Genomic DNA, 19,528 nt, shown 5'->3' with positions numbered 1-19,528 from the left:
ACGGTTGCGCGCGGCCATGGGCATGGATGGTGCGCATGGCGCACCCTACTACGCGCCGCACGGGTGCGCCGCGCGCACCGGCAATATGAACTCAGTCGATCTGCCGGCGGAACGGCGGCAGGGTGTTGAGGATGGCCTTGCCGTAGCGCTGGGTGACCACGCGGCGGTCGAGCAGGGTCACCGTGCCGGTATCCTGCTCGGTGCGCAGCAGGCGGCCGCAGGCCTGGATCAGGCGCAGGGAGGCGTCGGGCACGGCGATCTCCATGAACGGGTTGCCGCCGCGCGCCTCGATCCACTCCGACAGCGCCGCCTCGACCGGATCGTCGGGCACGGCGAAGGGGATCTTGGCGATCACCACGTGCTCGCACCAGGCGCCGGGCAGGTCGACACCCTCGGCGAAGCTGGCCAGGCCGAACAGCACGCTGGGCTCGCCGTCGTCGACGCGCGCCTTGTGCTTGTTGAGGGTCTCCTGCTTGGACAGGTTGCCCTGGATCAGCACGCGCTTGCGCCAGTCGCGCTCGAGCCCGTCGAACACCTCCTGCATCTGCTTGCGCGAGGAGAACAGCACCAGGCTGCCGCGCGCGCCCTCGAGCATGGCCGGCAGCTCGCGGACGATGGCCGCGGTGTGCTCGTCGGCCTTGCGCGGGTCGGCCTGGAGGTCGGGGACGTGCAGCAGGCCGGCCTCGGCGTAGCGGAACGGGCTGGGCACCACCGCGGTGACGGCGTTCTTCGGCAGGCCGGAGCGCATGCGGAAGCGGTCGAAGCTGCCCAGCGCGGTGAGGGTCGCCGAGGTCACCAGGGCGCCATGGGCGACGTTCCACAGGTGGCGGCGCAGGGTCTCGGCGGCGAGGATCGGGCTGGCGTTGACCTCGATGTCGTGGTAGCTGCCGTTCTCCACCAGGGTCAGCCAGCGCGCGGTCGGCGGGCTGTCCTCGGGGTCCTCGCTGGTGAAGGCGGTCCATAGCTCCCAGTTGCTCTGCGCACGCGCCAGCAGGCTGCCGAACAGCGGATACCACTCCTCGGCCTGGTAGCTGCTCACTCCGGCGCTGCCGTCGCCGTCCATCGCCTCCTTGAGGATGTCGCTCATCCGGGTGAACTGATCGGTGAGGCGGTTGAAGCCCTTCTTCAGCTCGATGCCCATCTCGCGCAGGTGCTCGGGCACCACGCCGCCGGGGAAGCGGTGCCGCGGCCGGTCGCGGCCTTCCATGTCCTCGCCGGGGCGGAAGTCGCCGAGTTCCTCGCAGGCGGCCTGGACGAACTGCTGCTGGGCGCGGATCTCGCGGGCCAGCTCCGGCACGCCCTCGACCAGCCGGCCGAAGTCGCCGGGCAGCGGGTTCTGCGCCAGCAGGCGGGTGAGGTTCTTGGCGATCTGCTCCAGCCACTCGGCGGTGGAGCGCAGGCGGGTGAAGTGGGCGAAGTGGCCGATGGCCTTGTCCGGCAGGTGGTGGCCCTCGTCGAACACGTAGAGGGTATCGCCGGGCGGCGGCAGGATGGCGCCGCCGCCGAGGGCCAGGTCGGCCAGCACCAGGTCGTGGTTGGTGACGATCACGTCGACCTTGGTCATGCCCTCGCGCGCCTTGTAGAAGGCGCACTGCTGGAAGTTCGGGCAGTGGCGGCCGGTGCACTGGGTGTGGTCGGTGGTCAGCCGCGCCCACTGGGCGTCGTCGATGGCCTCCGGCCAGGCGTCGCGATCGCCGTCCCAGCGGCTGCCGGCCAGGCGCTCGATCATGCTGTTGAACAGCTTCTGGCTGGCCTCGTCGACGTCGATGCGGAAGCCCTCCTCCTCGAACAGCTGGGCGGTGGCGCCCTGGGCGGCGCCTTCCTGCAGCAGCAGGTCGAGCTTGGACAGGCACAGGTAGCGGCCGCGGCCCTTGGCCAGGGCGAAGCTGAAGGACAGCCCGCTGTTGCGCGCCAGGTCGGGCAGGTCCTTGAAGACGATCTGCTCCTGCAGGGCGACGGTGGCGGTGGCGATCACCAGGCGCTTGCCGGCGGCCTTGGCGGCCGGGATCGCCGCCAGGGTGTAGGCCACCGTCTTGCCGGTACCGGTGCCGGCCTCGACCGCCACCACCGCCGGCTCGCCGAGACGCTTGCCCTCGTCGTCGACCGCGATGGCGCCGAGGCCCTTGGCCACTTCGGCGATCATCAGGCGCTGGCCGTAGCGCGGCTTGAGGCCCTTGGCCTCGAGGAAACGGGAGTAGGCGCCCTGGATCTGGGACTTGAGTTCGGTGCTGAGCATGGCGGGCGCGCTGGATATGCGTTCAGTGATCGGGACGGGCGCCATGATAGCGCGACCGCCCGGACACTGCAGGGTGGATCACCCGAAAGGTCGACGCCGGCTCAGGCAGCCTCGGCCTTGGCAACCGGCGGGTGCTCCGCCTGGCCCTCCGCCTCGTCCACCGCCACCTCGCGGGTGGCCTGCACCAGTTGCTCGACCACGGCGGCGGCCGGCGGCAGGCGGTCCAGCCAGAAGGCGCCGAACAGCAGCAGCAACAGGCGGTCGCGGGTCGGGCTGGCGCTGGCCTTGAGCCGATCGCGACAGGCGACCAGCTGCAGCAGGTGCAGGGCGAACACGGCGGCGGCGGCCACGTCGATCAGTAGGGCGAAGGGCGCGGCGAAGGGTGCGGCCAGGTTGACCAGCACCGCCAGCCAGAACGGCACGGCCAGCAGGCGGCCCAGGGTCGTCAGCAGTTTCATGGGCATGTCCGGAGGAAACCAGCGCGCACCTTAGCTGCAGGCCGCGGGGCTGCCAAGTACGGGCCGACGCAGCGGGCGCGGCGAGGGGCCGCATGTCCCTCGCCTGCGGCCGCTCCGTTCAGCGGTCGATCACGATCTCCACCCGACGGTTCTGCGCACGCCCGTCGTCGCTGGCGTTGTCGACCAGCGGCTGGCTCTCGCCGAAACCGCGGGTGCTCAGCCTGTCGGCCGCCACGCCGCGACTGGCCAGGTAGTTCGCCACGCTGGCGGCGCGCCGCTCGGAAAGCTTCTGGTTGTAGGCGTCGCTGCCGACGCTGTCGGTGTGCCCCTCGACGCGGATCGCCTGCACGTCAGGCGCGGCGAGCCTGTCCAGCAGCCCGTCGAGGGTCGCCATGGCCGCCGGGGTCAGCTTGGCCGAGTCGAAGGCGAACAGCACCTCGCCCTGATCGCTGAGCACGATCACCTCGTCCTGCGGGGCCGGCGGCTCGGCGACCGGGGCGGCGGCGGGATACTCCTTGAGCGGGCAGCCGTTGTGATGCACCGCGGTCCCCTCCGGAGTGTCCGGGCAGCGGTCGCGGCGATCGAAGACGCCGTCCTTGTCGGCATCGCCGTCCTGGACGTAGCACAGCAGGCCGCCGACGATGGCACCGGCGGCGGCACCGCCGCCGGCCATGGCCGCGCTTTCGGTGGCGCCCAGGCCGCCGCCGGCAAGGCCGCCGATCAGGCTGCACCAGGGCCAGTTGCGCTGGTTGAGCGGAGCATCGCCGGTACTGGTGGTGGAGGCGCAACCGGCCAGCAGGGTGCTGGCGAGGATCGCGGGCAGAGCGGCTCTTGCAAGTGCGTTTGCCATGATGCAGTTCTCCTTTGCATCGGTCCTTATTGCCGATAGGAGCAAGTAAAGACGCCCCCCGCCGCCACTGCCAGCTGGCACCGCAGCCCCCGACCGGACTACCCTAGCGCCCCCTGTCAGACTGCCGACGATACCGCCGATGTCCCACTCCTCCTGCCCCTGCGGCAGCGGCCTGCCGCTGGCCGACTGCTGCGCTCGCTACCATGCCGGCGGCGTGCCGGAAACCGCCGAAGCGCTGATGCGCTCGCGCTACAGCGCCTACGTGCTGGGCCTGATCGACTACCTGGTGGCCACCACCCTGCCCGCCCAGCAGGCCGGCCTCGAGCGCGAGGCCATGGCCGCCTGGAGCGCGCAGAGCCGCTGGCTGGGACTGTCGGTGGAAGCGCACCGGCCGCAGGGCGGCACGCCGGAACGCGCGCAGGTGACCTTCGTCGCGCGCTGGCAGGATGCGGCCGGCGAACACGCCCACCGCGAACGCTCGGATTTCGTGAGGGTCGACGGCCGCTGGTACTTCATCGACCCGACCGTGGCGCTCAAGGCCGGGCGCAACGACCCGTGCCCGTGCGGCAGCGGGCAGAAGTTCAAGAAGTGCTGCGGGGGCCTGGCCTGAGCGCGGCCCCCGCCAAAGCCGTCACTCGGCCAGGCGCAGGTGCGAGGTGTCCGGCGGCGGCGCGGTCGGCGCCGCCCTGGCCTGGCCCATGTCGCTGCCGACCGGCGCCACGCTGAGCTGGCTGAGGTCCAGCGCCGGGGCCACCGGCGCCGGGCGCGCGTCCTGCAGGTCGACGCCGACCGGCGCCAGGCCGAAGTCCGGCGCCGCCACTTCGCGGAACGCCGCCATGTACTGGTCGCGCGGGACCACCTTCAGCTCGGGGAAATCGCCGGAGACCGGCGCCGGGCGCGCGGCGGGCGCCACCGCTGCCGGAGTCGCAGCCACGCCGGGGGCCGGCGCCGCAGCCGGCTCGGCCTGACCGAGCGGGGCGACCTCGACCATCGCCCCGGCACGCGCCAGGGTCAGGCGGTACTTTTCCGCGCTCTCGGCATCCAGGCCGCCTTTGATCACGATGCGCCGTCCGGAGAACAGCGCGGCGATGCGCTGCGGGTCGGCCTGGAACAGCCGCGCCAGATTGGCCTTGACCTGCTCCGGCTCGGCTCCCGGCATCAGCTCGCCGGCGAAGGCCACTTCAAAGAGATTGCTCAACCGTCACACTCCTGTCCTTTTTCCTGCGCACTATGACGCTGGTTTTTTTACTGCAACATTCCCGCAACAACACGTTGCAGCCCGTCCGTCGATTGTTACACTCGGGCATCCAACGGAGTCATGGCATGCTTTTCCCGGCACATCCAACAAGAATCCTCGGCTTCCTCCTGCTCCTGCTGGCCGGCTCCGGCCTGAGCGGTTGTGCCACCTGGCTCGGTGGCGGCTTCAAGGATCCCGACGTGCAGCTGGTCAAGGTCGAGGTGATCCGCGCCCGCCTGCTCGAGCAGGAGTTCAAGCTGCGCTTTCGCGTCGACAACCCCAACGACGTGAGTCTGCCGATCCGCGGCCTGGTTTACACGGTTTTCCTCAACGACGTGAAGCTGGCAAGCGGCGAATCCGCCACCTGGTTCACCGTTCCGGCCAACGGCCGCGAGGAATTCGAGGTGCCGGTGAACACCAACCTCTGGCGGCACATGAAATACATCGTCAAACTGTTGGAGAAGCCCGACAAACCGATCCGCTATCGCCTCGAAGGCGAGGTGAAGACCGGGCTGATGTTCGGCCGCCGCGTCCAGCTGGCACGCAGCGGCCAGATAGTTCCCGGCGATTTCATTCCGGAGTGAGCGATGAATCAGCAAGCCCACGTGCATGGCCCCGACTGCAACCACGGCCATGACCACCACGAACCCCACGTCCACGGCCCGCACTGCAACCACGGCCACCAGGAGCCGGTGCGCAACCCGCTGAAGGACGTCGGCCGCAACGATCCCTGCCCGTGCGGCAGCGGCCAGAAGTACAAGAAGTGCCACGGCGCCTGAGTCGACCATGAGCACGCTGTCCCTCGGCCTGTTGCTGGCCGGAGTCCTGGTGGTGCTGGTGCTGGGCGGCTACGCCCTGCACCTGTGGCGCCGGGTGTGGGCCCAGCAGAAGGCCTACGCCACCGCCGAGAGCGAACGCCAGCAGCGCCTCAACGGCGACCTGCGCATCCTCGCCGGCAGCCTGCTCGACGGGCAGCTGCCGCTGATCGAGGGCGCCATCCGCATCAAGGTGCTGCTCGACAACTACGACATCGCCCTCAGCGGCCACGAGCACTGCCAAGTATTCCACACCCTGTTCGACGCCACCTCGGGCATCCCCACCCATGCCGCCTGGAAGCAGCTCTCCGCCACCGAGCGCCGCGCCCACGAGAAGCACTTCAGCGAGCTGGAACTCCGCCACAAGGCCGCCGCCCGCAAGGGTGCCCGCTGGCTGCTCGACGAAGGCCTGCCGCCGCCGCTCGCCCGGGCCGGCTGAGCCCGCCTGCACGGCGCCTGACGGCTCTTGTCAGGCGCCCTTTCGCCGCCTAACGTAGCGCCCTTTTCCGGCCCGGCGAACACGCCGGGCCGATCCCGTCCGCCCGTTTCCGGAGCCCCGTCATGCCGCTGCGTTCGTTCCGCCCCCTCGCCCTGCTGGCGGGCGCTTCCGCCCTGACCGCGCTGGTCAGCCTGAGCGGCTGCCAGACCTGGCTGGACAACCGCTACCAGGACAGCCTGCCGCCGAGCTCCGGGGTGCAGCCGCTCAAGGGCCTGGCCGACACGGTGTCGGTGCGCCGCAACCCGCTGGGCATGCCGCTGATCGAGAGCCGCAGCTACCACGATGCGCTGTTCGCCCTCGGCTACGTGCACGCCAGCGACCGCATCGGCCAGATGGTCGGCCTGCGCCTGATGGCCCAGGGCCGCCTGGCCGAGATGGCCGGCCCCGGCGTGCTGGAGATCGACCGCTTCATGCGCGCGGTGAACCTGCGCGAGAGCGCCGACATCGTCTGGAAGAACGCCTCGCCGCGCCTGCGCCGCTTCTTCGAGGTCTACGCCCGCGGCGTCAACGCCTGGCTGTTCCGCCACCGCGACAGGCTGCCGATGGACCTGGCCGCCTCCGGCTACCGCCCGGAATACTGGAAGCCCGAGGACTCGGCGCTGATCTTCTGCCTGCTCAACTTCGGCCTGTCGGTCAACCTGCAGGAGGAGATCGCCGGCCTGGCGCTGGCGCAGAAGGTCGGCACCGAGCAGCTGGCCTGGCTGCTGCCGACCTACCCGGACGAGCCGCTGCCGGTCGACGAGGCGGACAAGCTCAAGGGTCTCCGGCTCGGCGGGCAGATCCCCGGCCTGGCCGCCCTCGACGGCGCCGCCGGCCAGCTGGCGGCGCTCAACATGCTCGGCGTGGCGGCGTCGAACAACTGGGCGATCGCCCCGCAGCGCAGCCGCAGCGGCAAGAGCCTGCTGGCCAACGACCCGCACCTGCCGCTGACCCAGCCCTCGCTGTGGAGCTTCGTGCAGCTGCGCACGCCGAAATACCAGGTCGCCGGTCTTTCGGTGGCCGGCATCCCCGCGGTGGTCGCCGGCTTCAACGGCAAGCTGGCCTGGGGCATGACCATGGTCATGGGCGACACCCAGGACCTGTTCCTCGAGCAGGTGCGCCGCCAGGGCAACCGCCTCGAATACCTCGCCGACGGCCAGTGGCAGCCGGCGCGCGAACGCCAGGAAACCTTCTTCATCAAGGGCCAGCGGCCGATCCGCGAAACCGTCCTGGAAACCCGCCACGGCCCGCTGCTCAACAGCGTGCTCGGCGAGCGCAAGGATCCGCTGCAGCCGATCGCCCTGGCCAGCGGCTACGGCATCGCCCTGAAGAGCAGCCTGTTCGAGGCCGACCAGACCCTCGACGCCTTCTTCGACCTATCGCGCGCGCAGTCGGTGGACGAAGCCCACGAGCCGGTGCGCAACATCCGCGCCCTCGGCCTCAACCTGGTCTACGCCGACGCCCGCCACATCGCCTGGCAGGTCACCGGCCGCTACCCCAACCGCAAGGGCGGCCGCGGCCTGGTCCCCTCGCCCGGCTGGGACGGCCAGTACGGCTGGGACGGCTACGCCGACACCATGCTGCATCCCTACGACCAGGACCCGCCGCAGGGCTGGCTGGGCACCGCCAACCAGCGCACCGTGCCGGGCGGCTACGGCGTGCAGCTGTCCAGCTCCTGGTTCTACCCCGAGCGCGCCGAGCGCATCGCCGAACTGGCCGGCGCCAGCACGCGCCACGACGCGCGCAGCATGATCGCCATGCAGTACGACCAGCAGACGCCGTTCGCCGCCAAGCTCAAGGCGATGTTCGCCGATCCGGGTATGGCCCAGCCGCTGCAGCAGGCCATCGCCGCCCTCCCCGGTGGCGAGCGCGAGCGCGCGCAGGAGGCGCTCACGCGCCTGCAGGCCTTCGACGGCCGCCTTGCGGCGCAATCGGCCGACGCCGCGCTGTACGCCATGTTCCTCCAGGAAAGCGCGCGGCAGACCTTCCTCGACGAACTGGGCCCGGAGGACAGCGTGGCCTGGCAGGGCCTAGTGGAGATCGCCAAGCTCAGCTACTCGGCGCAGGCCGACCACCTGCTCGGCCGCCAGGACAGCCCGTTCTGGGACGACGTGCGCACGTCGCAGAAGGAAGACAAGCCGGCGATCCTCGCGCGCAGCCTGGCCGGCGCGGTGGCGCGCCTGGAGAGCGAGCTGGGCGGCAACCGCAGCGCCTGGCAGTGGGGCAAGCTGCATACCTACCAGTGGGACAGCGACGCCACCCGCCTGGCGCCGTACATGAGCGCCGGCCAGCGCGCCAGCCTGGCGAGCATCCGGGACTACCTGGACCGCGGCCCCTACCCGGCCGGCGGCGACCACAGCACGCTGAACGTCTCGGCCTGGCTGTGGGGCAAGGACTTCGACACCTGGCTGATCCCCTCCGCGCGCATGGTGGTCGACTTCGGCCAGGACGAGCCGCTGCAGGCGGTCAACAGCTCCGGGCAGTCGGGCAATCCGGCAAGCCCGCACTATGCCGACGGCATCGACGCCAGGTTCAAGGGCCGCTACCAGACCTTCCCGTTCCAGGAGCGCAACCTCGACCGCGCCTACGGCAGCCAGCGCCTGCTGCTGACCCCGGGGCGCTGAAAGCCAACATCCGCTGCAGGGGCGAATTCATTCGCCAAAGTGCCTCGTAACGGCGAATGAATTCGCCCCTACCGACGAAACGCGCCCGCACGGGCGCGCATCCCGGGACGCTCTGCGCCCCTTTCCCCATCCGGGCTAATCTCAGAGGGTGTTCCCGCAACGCCGAGGCCGCCCCATGCCCAGCGAACGCGAAGCCCACCTCGAACGCTACCGGCGCAACCTGCAGGGCGAGATCGACAGCTGCGCGCTGTACCGCGCCCTCGCCCGCTACGAGAGCCGCCCGGAGCTGGGCGAGCTGTACCGCCGCCTGGCAACCATCGAGGAGCGCCATGCCGAGTTCTGGCGCACGCAGTTCCGCCTGCTCGGCGCCAGCGCGCCGGAGCTGGCGCCGAGCTGGCGCACCCGCCTGCTGATCCGCATCGCCCGCCTGCTCGGCCCGGACTGGGTGATCGGCGCCGCCGCCTCGCTGGAGCAGATCGACCGCGGCCAGTACGACGGCCAGCCGGAAGCCTGCGATACCGGCATGCCCGGTCAGGAGCGCTCCCACGCCCGCCTGCTCAACGAACTGGCCCGCGGCCGGCGCAACACCTGGAACGGCCGCCTGTTCGCCAGCCTGGAAGGCCGCCACGGCGCCGGCGGCGGCAACGCCCTGCGCGCCGCGGTGCTCGGCGCCAACGACGGCCTGATCTCCAACTTCAGCCTGGTGATGGGCGTGGCCGGCGCCGCCTTCGCTGCCGACGCCCTGCTGCTCACCGGTCTGGCCGGCCTGCTCGCCGGCGCCTGCTCGATGGCCCTCGGCGAATGGCTGTCGGTGCAGAACGCCCGCGAGCTGTACGAGCAGCAGATCGCCACCGAGCGCGACGAACTGGAAATGGTGCCCGACGAGGAAGCCGAGGAGCTGGTGCTGATCTACCGCGCCAAGGGCCTCGACGAGGGCAAGGCGCGCGCCATGGCCGAAGGCATCATGGCCGACAAGGGCCGCGCGCTGGACACCCTGGTGCGCGAGGAGCTGGGCGTCGATCCCGACGACCTCGGCGGCTCGGCCTGGCTGGCGGCGATCACCTCCTTCGTGGTGTTCAGCCTCGGCGCGCTGATCCCGGTGCTGCCGTTCCTGCTGCTCGACGGCCAGGCCGCCGTCGTCGCCTGCGCCCTGTTCAGTGCCGGCGGGCTGTTCCTGATCGGCGCCCTGGTAACCCTGTTCACCGGCCGCGGCCTGCTCTACTCCGGCCTGCGCCAGGTGGCCTTCGGCCTCGGCGCGGCGGCGATCACCTACGGGCTGGGGCACTGGCTGGGGGTGACGGTGGGAGGCTGAGCCGCCAGTGAGTTCGTCGGCCCGGCGCACGCACACGCCACCGCTGGCTAGGCTTTCCCTGACGCACCGCAGCCCGGTGCGTCGGGAGGCCCACATGAAAGAACACGCCCACCGGCCAGGCGCCAGCGAACGCCTGGCCCTGCTGCGCCACTTCGCCGAGCCGCTGCCGGGCGTGGACAGCGCCGAGTTCGCCGCGCTGTTCGACCGCTACGCCGACGCCCGCGTGGTGCTGATCGGCGAGGCCAGCCACGGCACCAGCGAGTTCTACCGCGCCCGCGCGGCCATCACCCGCCGGCTGATCGAAAAACACGGCTTCAGCATAGTCGCCGTCGAGGCCGACTGGCCGGACGCCGCGCAGATCGACCGCCAGGTGCGCGCTCAGGAGCCGCCCGCCTGGACGCGCCAGGCCTTCCGGCGCTTCCCCACCTGGATGTGGCGCAACCGCGAGGTCGCCGGGTTCTGCGCCTGGCTCACGCAACACAACGCGGCGCTGCCCATGGCGCGGCGCGTCGAGTTCCGCGGCCTCGACGTGTACAGCCTGAGCGCCTCGATCAGCGCGGTGCTCGACTACCTGGACCGCACCGACGCCGAGGCGGCGCAGGCCGCGCGCCAGCGCTACGGCTGCCTGAAGCCTTGGGAGAATGCGCCGGCGCTGTACGGACGCAACGTCCTGCACGGCCAGCGCTCCTGCGAGGACGCGGTGGTCGAACAGCTGCGCGCCCTGCTCGAACAGCGCCTGGAGCACCTGGCCGAGGGCGGCGAGGCGTTCTTCGACGCCACCCAGAACGCCCGCGTGGTGCAGGCCGCCGAGCAGTACTACCGGGCCATGTACCACGGCTCGGTCGCCTCGTGGAACCTGCGCGACCAGCACATGTTCGACAGCCTCGAGCGTCTACTTGAGCACCGCGGCCCGGCAGCGAAGGCGGTGGTCTGGGCGCACAACTCGCACATCGGCAACGCCAGCGCCACCGCCATGGGCTGGGCCGGCGAGTTCAACATCGGCGAGCTGTGCCGCGACGCCTGGGGCCGCGAGGCGGTGCTGATCGGCATGGGCACCGACCGCGGCACGGTGGCGGCGGCCGACAACTGGGACGAGCCGATGCGGATCAAGCAGGTGCGCCCCTCGCGTCACGACAGCTGGGAGCAGGTGTTCCTGCAGGCCGGCATCCCCGCCTCGCTCACCGACTGGCGTGGCGACGCCCGCGATGAGTTGCGCGCCGCGCTGTCCGACACCCTGCTGGAACGCGCCATCGGCGTGATCTACCGCCCGGAGAGCGAGCGGCAGAGCCACTACTTCGAGGCGGTGCTGGCCGAGCAGTTCGACGCCTGGCTGTGGCTGGAGCAGACCTGTGCGGTCACCCCGCTCGACCGGGAAACCCCGCACGGCGGCGAGGACGAGACCTGGCCGTTCGGGGAGTAGCCGGAAACGAACGAGCCGCGACAGGCGCGGCTCGTTTTCGACAGCGGAGCGGCTCAGGCCTTGGGCAGGGTCACCCCGGTCTGGCCCTGGTACTTGCCGCCGCGGTCCTTGTAGGACACTTCGCACTCCTCGTCGGACTGCAGGAACAGCATCTGCGCCACGCCCTCGTTGGCGTAGATCTTCGCCGGCAGGGTGGTGGTGTTGGAGAACTCCAGGGTCACGTGGCCTTCCCACTCCGGCTCGAGCGGGGTGACGTTGACGATGATGCCGCAGCGCGCGTAGGTGCTCTTGCCCAGGCAGATGGTCAGCACGTCGCGCGGGATGCGGAAGTACTCGACGGTTCGCGCCAGGGCGAAGGAGTTCGGCGGGATGATGCAGACGTCGCCCTTGACGTCGACGAAGCTCTTCTCGTCGAAGTTCTTCGGGTCGACGGTGGCCGAATGGATGTTGGTGAACACCTTGAATTCGTCGGCGCAGCGCACGTCGTAGCCGTAGCTGGACACCCCGTAGGAGATGACCCGGTCGGAATCGGCACCGCGCACCTGACGCTCGACGAAGGGCTCGATCATGCCGTGCTCGAGGGCCATGCGGCGAATCCACTTGTCCGATTTGATGCTCATGGCGGGTGTCCTGCTCAGGCTGTGCGAGATAAAGGTCGGGCGCGCATCTTACCGGGGCGCAAAGCCCGGTTCAAAGGCTTGCCGACCACGAGTCTCGACCTGCCGCCGGTCACTTGCGGCAAAAAAATGAAAATAAAGCTCGCTTCCTGGCGCAAAACGCGTATGGTGGCTGCAGCTGCTGCATGTGTCACCGTGAATCGCTACAAAATGCCCGGATCTCGATCCAGTCATTGCTACGACTCCTAACTCCTTGCATTCAGTTCCCGGCCCGGAATTTCCAGGTCACCCACCTTTTAAAACTCATGCAAGGAGACATTCACATGTCCAATCGCCAAACCGGTACCGTCAAGTGGTTCAACGATGAGAAAGGCTTCGGCTTCATCACCCCGCAATCCGGTGACGACCTCTTCGTACACTTCCGCGCCATTCAGAGCGACGGCTTCAAGAGCCTGAAAGAAGGCCAGGCCGTTTCTTTCGTCGCGACCCGCGGCCAGAAAGGCATGCAAGCCGAGGAAGTCCAGGTCATCTGACCTGTTCTTTCCCGCAAAAGACCCCGCCCAGGCGGGGTTTTTTTAGGTTCATCGCATTTTCCCGGGGAAGGCGGCCTTGATTTTCAGGAAGAAGTAATCGGCGTCCCTGAAGCCATAGGCCATGCGCTTGATCACCTTGATCCGGTTGTTCACCCCCTCCAGCAGGCTGGTGTGCATGTGGAATCGTGCACTGGCGAGGATGCCCCGGGCATAGCGCTGGAGGTTGCGGGCAAAGCGTTGTAGCGGCGCCAAGCCGCTCTCCCGGACATGCCTCAGCCAGGTTCGCCAGCGCCGCCAGCCCTCCCGCACGCTGGGTGCGTACCAGACCTCCTTCAACGCATCCTTGAGCACATAGACCGTGGCCAGTGGCTGGTTGGCTGCCAACAACTCCTGCAGTCGAACGGCATGATCCTCCTTCAGGTTCTCCCGGTTGCGCAGCAGCAGCCAACGGCTCTGCTTGACCACTTGGCGAGCGGGCTTGTCATGGCGCAGGGCATTGGCCTGGTCTACCCGGATGCGGTCGATCACGTCACGTCCGTAGCGGGCGACCACATGGAACAAGTCGTACACAACCTCGGCCTGAGGGCAGTGCTGTTTCACTTCCAGGTCGAAGGCCGTATTCATGTCCATCGCCACAGCCTCGATCTGCTGGCAGCGCTCACCGAGTTGCTCGAAGAACGGGCGTATGGCCTTGCGGCTGTTACCCAGGCCAACCCACAGAACGCGGGTACGCTCGGCATCCATGATCACCGTCGCGTAACGATGGCCTTTGTGCAGGGCGAACTCGTCCATCACCAGACGGCGCACATCGCCCGGCTCGAAGGTGCCGAATGCGGCCTGGAGACGCCGCTTGTCCAGCGTCTTGATGGTGTGCCAGTGCAGCCCGGTGAGCTGGCTGACATGGCTGATGGGCATGAACCGCAGCAGGGTTTCGACCCAGGAACACAGCCGGCGGGTCAGCCGCGAGGCCGGGGCCAACCAGGAAATGTGCTCGGTAACTCGCCCACACGTCAGGCAGTCCACTCGGCGTATGGGGAGTCGCAACTGGACGCGCTGATCGAACAGATCCCGGTCGCGAACGAGGCGAATGCGTCGGTCATGGATCAGGGGGCTGGGCTGCTGACAGCGACCACAGCGTGGAAGGTCGGCCGCTCGGGGTTCGAGGGTCAGCGTGAGGTTTTTTTCGACGGAATGGCTGCAGGCTACAACGTCGTAGCCTGGCCAGAAAGCAGCAAGATCAATAGGATGCACGGTGACAGCAGGGGGCAGGCGTTGGCGTGTTTGGCGACTGCCAATTTACCTGCTTCCCTGTCTGTCAATCCGCTCTTCCCCACGATCCCGCGAAGAACCTTTTTTTATGCCTGCGATTTCTTCCCGAGACGGGCGACGGCAGCGCCGCCGCCCGTGCTCGCGGATCAATCCTCGCTGATGCTGATGCTCGGCATCGCCGGCGCCGCCTGGCGCACCAGCCGCGCGCCGACCTTGCGCGCCAGCTGCTGGTAAAGCAGCGCCAGCGGGCCGTCCGGCTCGGCCACCACGGTCGGCCTGCCGCCGTCGGCCTGCTCGCGGATGGCCATGGCCAGCGGCAAGGAGGCCAGCAACTCGACGCCGTACTGCGCGGCCAGCTTGGCCCCGCCGCCCTCGCCGAACAGGTGCTCGGCATGCCCACAGTTCGAGCAGATGTGCACCGCCATGTTCTCCACCACGCCGAGCACCGGGATGTTGACCTTGGTGAACATCTCCACGCCCTTCCTGGCATCCAGCAGGGCCAGGTCCTGCGGGGTGGTGACGATCAGCGCGCCGGCCACCGGCACCTTCTGCGCCAGGGTCAGCTGGATGTCGCCGGTGCCCGGCGGCATGTCCACCACCAGGTAGTCGAGGTTGTCCCAGGCGCTCTGGGTGATCAGCTGCAGCAGTGCGCCGGAGGCCATCGGCCCGCGCCAGACCATCGGCGTGCGCTCGTCGGCGAGGAAGGCCATCGACATCACCTGCACGCCGTGGGCCTCGAGCGGCACGAACCACTGGCCGTCCTTGACCTGCGGGCGAGTGCCGTCCTTGATGCCGAGCATCAGCCCCTGGCTGGGGCCGTAGATGTCGGCATCGAGGATGCCGACCCGCGCGCCCTCGCGGGCCAGCGCCAGCGCCAGGTTGGCGGCGGTGGTCGACTTGCCGACGCCGCCCTTGCCGGAGGCCACGGCGATGACGTTCTTCACCCCGGCCAGCGCCTGGGTCTGCGCCGGCACCTGGTGGGCCGGGATCACGCAGTCGACCTGCACCGATGCCTCGGTCACGCCCTCGAGGTTCTCCAGGCCGGACTCGAGCAGCTCGGCCCAGCCGGCCTTGAACAGCCCAGCGGCGTAGCCCAGCTCCAGACGCACGCGCACGCGACCGCCGTCGATGGCGACGTCGCGCAGGCAGCCGGCGCTGACCGGGTCCTGATCGAGATGCGGATCAAGGTACTGACGCAGAACCGCCTCGACGGCGGCGCGGGTGACGGCACTCATGGGTGACTCCCGGGAAGAATGGTTGAGTGGAACAGGGGGATATCCTACCCGAGCGCCAGCCCCACGGATGAAAAAAACCGCCCGGGCCTATATAGTTGCCGACTTCCCTCGTTTTGCCAGTGCAGCCGATCATCATGTCCGAGCCCCGCCAGATTCTCGTTACCAGCGCCCTGCCCTACGCCAACGGCTCCATCCACCTGGGCCACATGCTCGAGTACATCCAGACCGACATCTGGGTGCGCTTCCAGAAGCAGCGCGGCAACCAGTGCATCTACGTGTGCGCCGACGACGCCCACGGCTCGGCGATCATGCTGCGCGCCGAGAAGGAAGGCATCACCCCGCAACAGCTGATCGACGGCGTGCAGGCCGAGCACAGCGGCGATTTCGCCGACTTCCTGGTCAACTTCGACAACTTCCACTCGACCCACTCGATCGAGAACCGCGAGCTGGCCACCGGCATCTACCTGAAGCTGCGCGAGGCCGGACACATCGCCACCCGCTCGGTGACCCAGTACTTCGACCCCGAGAAGGGCATGTTCCTCGCCGACCGCTTCATCAAGGGCACCTGCCCGAAGTGCGCCGCCGAGGACCAGTACGGCGACAACTGCGAGAAGTGCGGCGCCACCTACGAGCCGACCGAGCTGAAGGACCCGCGCTCGGCGATCTCCGGCGCCACCCCGGTGCTGCGCGACTCCAAGCACTTCTTCTTCAAGCTCCCCGACTTCGAGGCCATGCTCAAGCAGTGGACCCGCGGCGGCGCCCTGCAGGACGCGGTGGCCAACAAGATCGCCGAATGGCTGGACGGCGGCCTGCAGGAGTGGGACATCTCCCGCGACGCGCCCTACTTCGGCTTCGAGATCCCCGACGAGCCGGGCAAGTACTTCTACGTCTGGCTGGACGCGCCGGTCGGCTACATGGCCAGCTTCAAGAACCTCTGCGCGCGCCGCCCGGAGCTGGACTTCGACGCCTTCTGGAACAAGGACTCCAAGGCCGAGCTGTACCACTTCATCGGCAAGGACATCGTCAACTTCCACACCCTGTTCTGGCCGGCGATGCTGGAAGGCGCGGGCTACCGCAAGCCGACCGCGGTCAACGTGCACGGCTACCTGACCGTCAACGGCCAGAAGATGTCCAAGTCGCGCGGCACCTTCATCAAGGCGCGTACCTACCTCGACCACCTCAATCCCGAGTACCTGCGCTACTACTACGCCAGCAAGCTGTCGCGCGGCGTGGATGACCTGGACCTCAACCTCGAGGACTTCGTGCAGAAGGTCAACTCCGACCTGGTCGGCAAGGTGGTCAACATCGCCAGCCGCTGCGCCGGCTTCATCCACAAGGGCAACGCCGGGGTGATGGTCGACGCCAATCCCGAGCCCGAGCTGTGGGACGCCTTCCAGGCCGCCGCGCCGAGCATCGCCGAGGCCTACGAGCACCGCGACTTCGGCCGCGCCATGCGCGAGATCATGCACCTGGCCGACCGCGCCAACGCCTGGATCGCCGACAAGGCGCCGTGGGCGCTGAACAAGGTCGAGGGCAAGCAGGCCGAGGTGCAGGAAATCTGCGCCTTCGGCGTCAACCTGTTCCGCCAGCTGGTGATCTTCCTCAAGCCGGTGCTGCCGAACCTGGCCGCCGCCGCCGAGGGCTTCCTCAACGTCGCCCCGCTGACCTGGCAGGACCACGAACTGCGCCTGGCCAACCACCAGCTGAATCCGTTCACCCCGCTGATGACCCGTATCGAACCTGCGAAGATTGACGCCATGATCGAAGCCTCCAAGGAAGACCTCGCCGCACAAAGCACCGAAGCCGCCGCCCCGACCGGCAATGGCGAGCTGGTCAAGGAGCCGCTGGCTGCGGAAATCAACTTCGACGCCTTCGCCGCCGTCGACCTGCGCATCGCCCTGATCGAGAAGTGCGAGTTCGTCGAGGGCGCCGACAAGCTGCTGCGCCTGACCCTGGACATCGGCGACGCCAAGCGCAACGTGTTCAGCGGCATCAAGTCCGCCTACCCGGACCCGAGCAAGCTGGAGGGCCGCCTGACCCTGTACGTGGCCAACCTGGCGCCGCGCAAGATGAAGTTCGGCCTGTCCGAGGGCATGGTGCTGGCCGCCGGCCCGGGCGGCGAGGAGATCTTCCTGCTCAGCCCGGACGCCGGCGCCAAGCCGGGCCAGCGCGTGCACTGACTGCTGGCACGTCGATGGTTCCCATGCTCCGCGTGGGAACCCCGCCTTGGACGCTCCGCGTCCAGCCGCAGGAGCGGCTCGGGCTGCATGCCCACGCAGGAGCGTGGGCATGACCGGAACCTCACGCGGGCACGCATCACCGATTTTTCCCGCCGCCGCGGTTAAACTTGGCGGCCTCGCTTTCTGAACCACGCAAGGACGCATGAAGAAATCCACCGTCGTATTCACCAGCGTGCTCACCGGCGGCGTGCTGATGTCCGTCCTCCACCACGACGCGGTCTACCGCGACCGCTACGCCAGCCAGGAGGAGTGCCAGGCCGACTGGGCCCAGCACGCCTGGGCCTGCGAGCCCGAGAGCAGCGGCGGCAGCGGTGGCTCCGGCTACGTCGGCGTCAGCCGCTATCTCGGCCCCAGCTACGAGGACGGCTCCCGCCCCTACACGGCCCGCCAGCACCTGGTGCAGACCCGGCAGATGGTCGCCCGTGGCGGCTTCGGCAGCTCCGGGGCGCGCTTCTCGGGGGGCGGCTGATGCAGCGCCGCGCCTTCACCCCGCGACCGCACTGGCGCGCCCAGTGCGAGCAGCTGGGTTTCACCTTCCACAGCATCGACGGCACCTACTGGGACGAGTCGGCCGCCTACGAGTTCTCCCTGGAGCAGATCGAGACGCTGGAAAGCGCCAGCGAGGACCTGCACCAGCGCTGCCTGGAGGCGGTGGACTGGATCGTCCGCCATGAGCACTTCGCGCCCTTCGCCCTGCCGCCGCGCGCCCGCGAGCTGATCGTCGACTCCTGGCAGCGGCAGGAGCCCAGCCTGTACGGACGCTTCGACTTCTCCTGGGACGGCACGGGCGCGCCGAAGCTGCTCGAGTACAACGCCGACACCCCCACCGGCCTGCTGGAAGCCAGCGTGGTGCAGTGGTTCTGGCTGCAGGACGTGCTGCCGGACGCCGACCAGTTCAACTCGCTGCACGAGCAGCTGATCGAGCGCTGGCGGGCGCTCGATCCCGGCGGTCCGGTGCACTTCGCCGCCCTCGCCGGCCATGAGGAGGACACCGGCAACGCCCTGTACCTGCTGGACACCGCGCACCAGACGGGCCTGGCCAGCGACTACCTGCCGATCGAGCGGATCGGCTTCGATGCCGCGCGGCACTGCTTCGTCGACGAAGGCGGCCGGCCGATCCGCCACTGCTTCAAGCTGTATCCGTGGGAATGGCTGCTGGAGGACGAATTCGGTGCCCACGTGGCGACCAGCGGCATCCGCTTCCTCGAACCGGCGTGGAAGCTGCTGCTGTCGTGCAAGGCGCTGCTGCCGATCCTCTGGCGGCTGTTTCCCGAGCACCCCAACCTGCTGCCGGCCAGCTTCGGCGACGACCTGCCGCTGCCCCACGTGCGCAAGCCGCTGTATTCGCGCGAGGGCGAGAACATCCGCATCGTCAGCGAGGGCGGCATCCTGGCCAGCGACGGCCCGCATGGCCAGGCGCCGTGCATCTGGCAGGCGTATGCGCCGCTGCCGGAGTTCGCCGGCAACTACCCGGTGCTCGGCTGCTGGATGGTCGGCGAGCGCGCCGCGGGCCTGGGCATCCGCGAGGATGCCGGGCCGATCACCCGCGACAGCAGCCGCTTCGTGCCGCACTTCTTCCGCAACGCCTGAGCCCACCGAATCCAAGGAGATCCCGTCGTGGACCTGCTGCAAACCCTGCCCAGCTTCCTCGCCTACTTCGCCACTGCGCTGGCCCTGTTCGGCCTGTTCGCCAGCCTGTACATCCGCCTGACGCCCTACGCCGAACTGGAACTGATCCGTGCCGGCAACCTCGCCGCCGCCCTGGCCCTGATCGGCGCGCTGCTCGGCTTCGCCCTGCCGCTGGCCAGCAGCATCGCCCACAGCACCAGCCTGCTCGACATGCTGGTGTGGGGCTGCATCGCCATGCTGGTGCAGGCGCTGGTCTACCTGGCGGTCGCCCGGCTGCTCCCCGAGCTGCGCCAGGGCATCACCGGCAACTGCCTGGCCCACGGCCTGTTCCTCGGCGGCAGCGCCCTGTGCGCCGGCCTGCTCAACGCCGCCTGCATGGTTTACTGACACCCCCGCAGGCGCCGGCGCCTCTGGCCCGCGCCTGCGACAAGGGCGCTCGCGACAATGGGACGCACCGCGCTCCGAGCCGGCTGCAAGCCACGCAAATAGCCGGACACGCAGTATTTATTCCAAAAAGAGCTTAAAAACGCCCAGCCCGCTCCGCTTGTACGCTATGAACGGGTTCACGATAATAT

The 19,528-nt window shown here is 69.0% G+C and carries 19 protein-coding genes; 12 read left to right on the top strand and 7 right to left on the bottom strand.

Annotation, left to right across the window (positions count from 1 at the left end; all coding sequences use genetic code 11):
• Positions 1-91: 91 nt before the first annotated feature.
• From dinG to SK095_RS21085, 3 genes are all read right to left on the bottom strand, one after another.
• Positions 92-2,236 carry an ATP-dependent DNA helicase DinG gene (dinG, locus tag SK095_RS21095; RefSeq protein ID WP_320547412.1) on the bottom strand — a complete coding sequence of 715 codons (2,145 nt, stop codon included), beginning with the start codon at positions 2,234-2,236 and terminating at the stop codon, positions 92-94.
• Positions 2,237-2,337: 101 nt separating this feature from the next.
• Positions 2,338-2,694, bottom strand: coding sequence for a DUF1145 domain-containing protein (locus SK095_RS21090; protein ID WP_320547411.1), 357 nt, complete (start codon positions 2,692-2,694; stop codon positions 2,338-2,340).
• A 118-nt stretch (positions 2,695-2,812) separates the two neighbouring features.
• Positions 2,813-3,544, bottom strand: a complete 732-nt coding sequence (locus tag SK095_RS21085) for an OmpA family protein (RefSeq protein WP_136489220.1) — start codon at positions 3,542-3,544, stop codon at positions 2,813-2,815.
• Between the two features lie 139 nt (positions 3,545-3,683).
• Here SK095_RS21085 and SK095_RS21080 point away from each other — a divergent pair, with 139 nt between their 5' ends.
• A complete protein-coding gene (locus tag SK095_RS21080; protein ID WP_136489221.1) occupies positions 3,684-4,154 on the top strand; it encodes a YchJ family protein in 471 nt (156 codons plus the stop codon).
• A 21-nt stretch (positions 4,155-4,175) separates the two neighbouring features.
• On the opposite strand, the gene SK095_RS21075 is transcribed toward SK095_RS21080, so the two are convergent.
• Positions 4,176-4,703, bottom strand: coding sequence for a hypothetical protein (locus SK095_RS21075; RefSeq protein ID WP_320548935.1), 528 nt, complete (start codon positions 4,701-4,703; stop codon positions 4,176-4,178).
• Positions 4,704-4,867: 164 nt separating this feature from the next.
• Between SK095_RS21075 and SK095_RS21070 the strand changes: the two genes are divergently transcribed.
• The 6 genes from SK095_RS21070 to SK095_RS21045 all read left to right on the top strand — a co-directional run bounded on the left by SK095_RS21070 (position 4,868) and on the right by SK095_RS21045 (position 11,430).
• The gene (locus tag SK095_RS21070) at positions 4,868-5,365 is read left to right on the top strand and encodes an LEA type 2 family protein (protein ID WP_136489222.1); all 498 of its coding nucleotides are present in this window, start codon (positions 4,868-4,870) and stop codon (positions 5,363-5,365) included.
• Positions 5,366-5,368: 3 nt separating this feature from the next.
• A complete protein-coding gene (locus SK095_RS21065; protein ID WP_136489223.1) occupies positions 5,369-5,560 on the top strand; it encodes an SEC-C metal-binding domain-containing protein in 192 nt (63 codons plus the stop codon).
• A 7-nt stretch (positions 5,561-5,567) separates the two neighbouring features.
• Positions 5,568-6,035, top strand: coding sequence for a DUF2489 domain-containing protein (locus tag SK095_RS21060; protein ID WP_320547410.1), 468 nt, complete (start codon positions 5,568-5,570; stop codon positions 6,033-6,035).
• Between the two features lie 122 nt (positions 6,036-6,157).
• Positions 6,158-8,698 (top strand): penicillin acylase family protein, encoded by a 2,541-nt coding sequence (locus SK095_RS21055; protein WP_320547409.1) that lies wholly within the window; start codon positions 6,158-6,160, stop codon positions 8,696-8,698.
• Between the two features lie 175 nt (positions 8,699-8,873).
• Positions 8,874-10,010, top strand: a complete 1,137-nt coding sequence (locus SK095_RS21050; protein WP_320547408.1) for a VIT1/CCC1 transporter family protein — start codon at positions 8,874-8,876, stop codon at positions 10,008-10,010.
• A gap of 94 nt (positions 10,011-10,104) precedes the next feature.
• The gene (locus tag SK095_RS21045) at positions 10,105-11,430 is read left to right on the top strand and encodes an erythromycin esterase family protein (RefSeq protein ID WP_320547407.1); all 1,326 of its coding nucleotides are present in this window, start codon (positions 10,105-10,107) and stop codon (positions 11,428-11,430) included.
• A gap of 53 nt (positions 11,431-11,483) precedes the next feature.
• On the opposite strand, the gene dcd is transcribed toward SK095_RS21045, so the two are convergent.
• Positions 11,484-12,050, bottom strand: coding sequence for a dCTP deaminase (gene dcd / locus SK095_RS21040; protein ID WP_136489228.1), 567 nt, complete (start codon positions 12,048-12,050; stop codon positions 11,484-11,486).
• A 320-nt stretch (positions 12,051-12,370) separates the two neighbouring features.
• On the opposite strand from dcd, the gene SK095_RS21035 reads away from it, so the two are divergent.
• The gene (locus tag SK095_RS21035) at positions 12,371-12,580 is read left to right on the top strand and encodes a cold-shock protein (protein ID WP_090214305.1); all 210 of its coding nucleotides are present in this window, start codon (positions 12,371-12,373) and stop codon (positions 12,578-12,580) included.
• Positions 12,581-12,628: 48 nt separating this feature from the next.
• On the opposite strand, the gene SK095_RS21030 is transcribed toward SK095_RS21035, so the two are convergent.
• Entirely contained in the window at positions 12,629-13,831 is a 1,203-nt protein-coding gene (locus SK095_RS21030) for an ISL3 family transposase (RefSeq protein WP_320546462.1), read from the bottom strand.
• 164 nt (positions 13,832-13,995) lie between these two features.
• Complete coding sequence (gene apbC, locus SK095_RS21025; protein WP_320547406.1) at positions 13,996-15,084, bottom strand: iron-sulfur cluster carrier protein ApbC; 1,089 nt, start codon at positions 15,082-15,084, stop codon at positions 13,996-13,998.
• Between the two features lie 134 nt (positions 15,085-15,218).
• Between apbC and metG the strand changes: the two genes are divergently transcribed.
• The 4 genes from metG to SK095_RS21005 all read left to right on the top strand — a co-directional run bounded on the left by metG (position 15,219) and on the right by SK095_RS21005 (position 19,340).
• Positions 15,219-17,264, top strand: coding sequence for a methionine--tRNA ligase (gene metG / locus SK095_RS21020; RefSeq protein ID WP_320547405.1), 2,046 nt, complete (start codon positions 15,219-15,221; stop codon positions 17,262-17,264).
• 202 nt (positions 17,265-17,466) lie between these two features.
• Entirely contained in the window at positions 17,467-17,793 is a 327-nt protein-coding gene (locus SK095_RS21015; RefSeq protein WP_136489231.1) for a hypothetical protein, read from the top strand.
• Entirely contained in the window at positions 17,793-18,914 is a 1,122-nt protein-coding gene (locus tag SK095_RS21010; protein WP_320547404.1) for a glutathionylspermidine synthase family protein, read from the top strand. Before SK095_RS21015 ends, SK095_RS21010 begins: the two co-directional genes overlap by 1 nt.
• 27 nt (positions 18,915-18,941) lie before the next feature.
• A complete protein-coding gene (locus SK095_RS21005; protein WP_136489233.1) occupies positions 18,942-19,340 on the top strand; it encodes a DUF350 domain-containing protein in 399 nt (132 codons plus the stop codon).
• Positions 19,341-19,528 lie beyond the last annotated feature (188 nt).

The sequence above is a fragment of the Pseudomonas sp. AN-1 genome (assembly GCF_034057115.1).
Lineage (GTDB): Bacteria > Pseudomonadota > Gammaproteobacteria > Pseudomonadales > Pseudomonadaceae > Geopseudomonas.
This window is presented reverse-complemented; position numbering and strand designations above follow the sequence as displayed.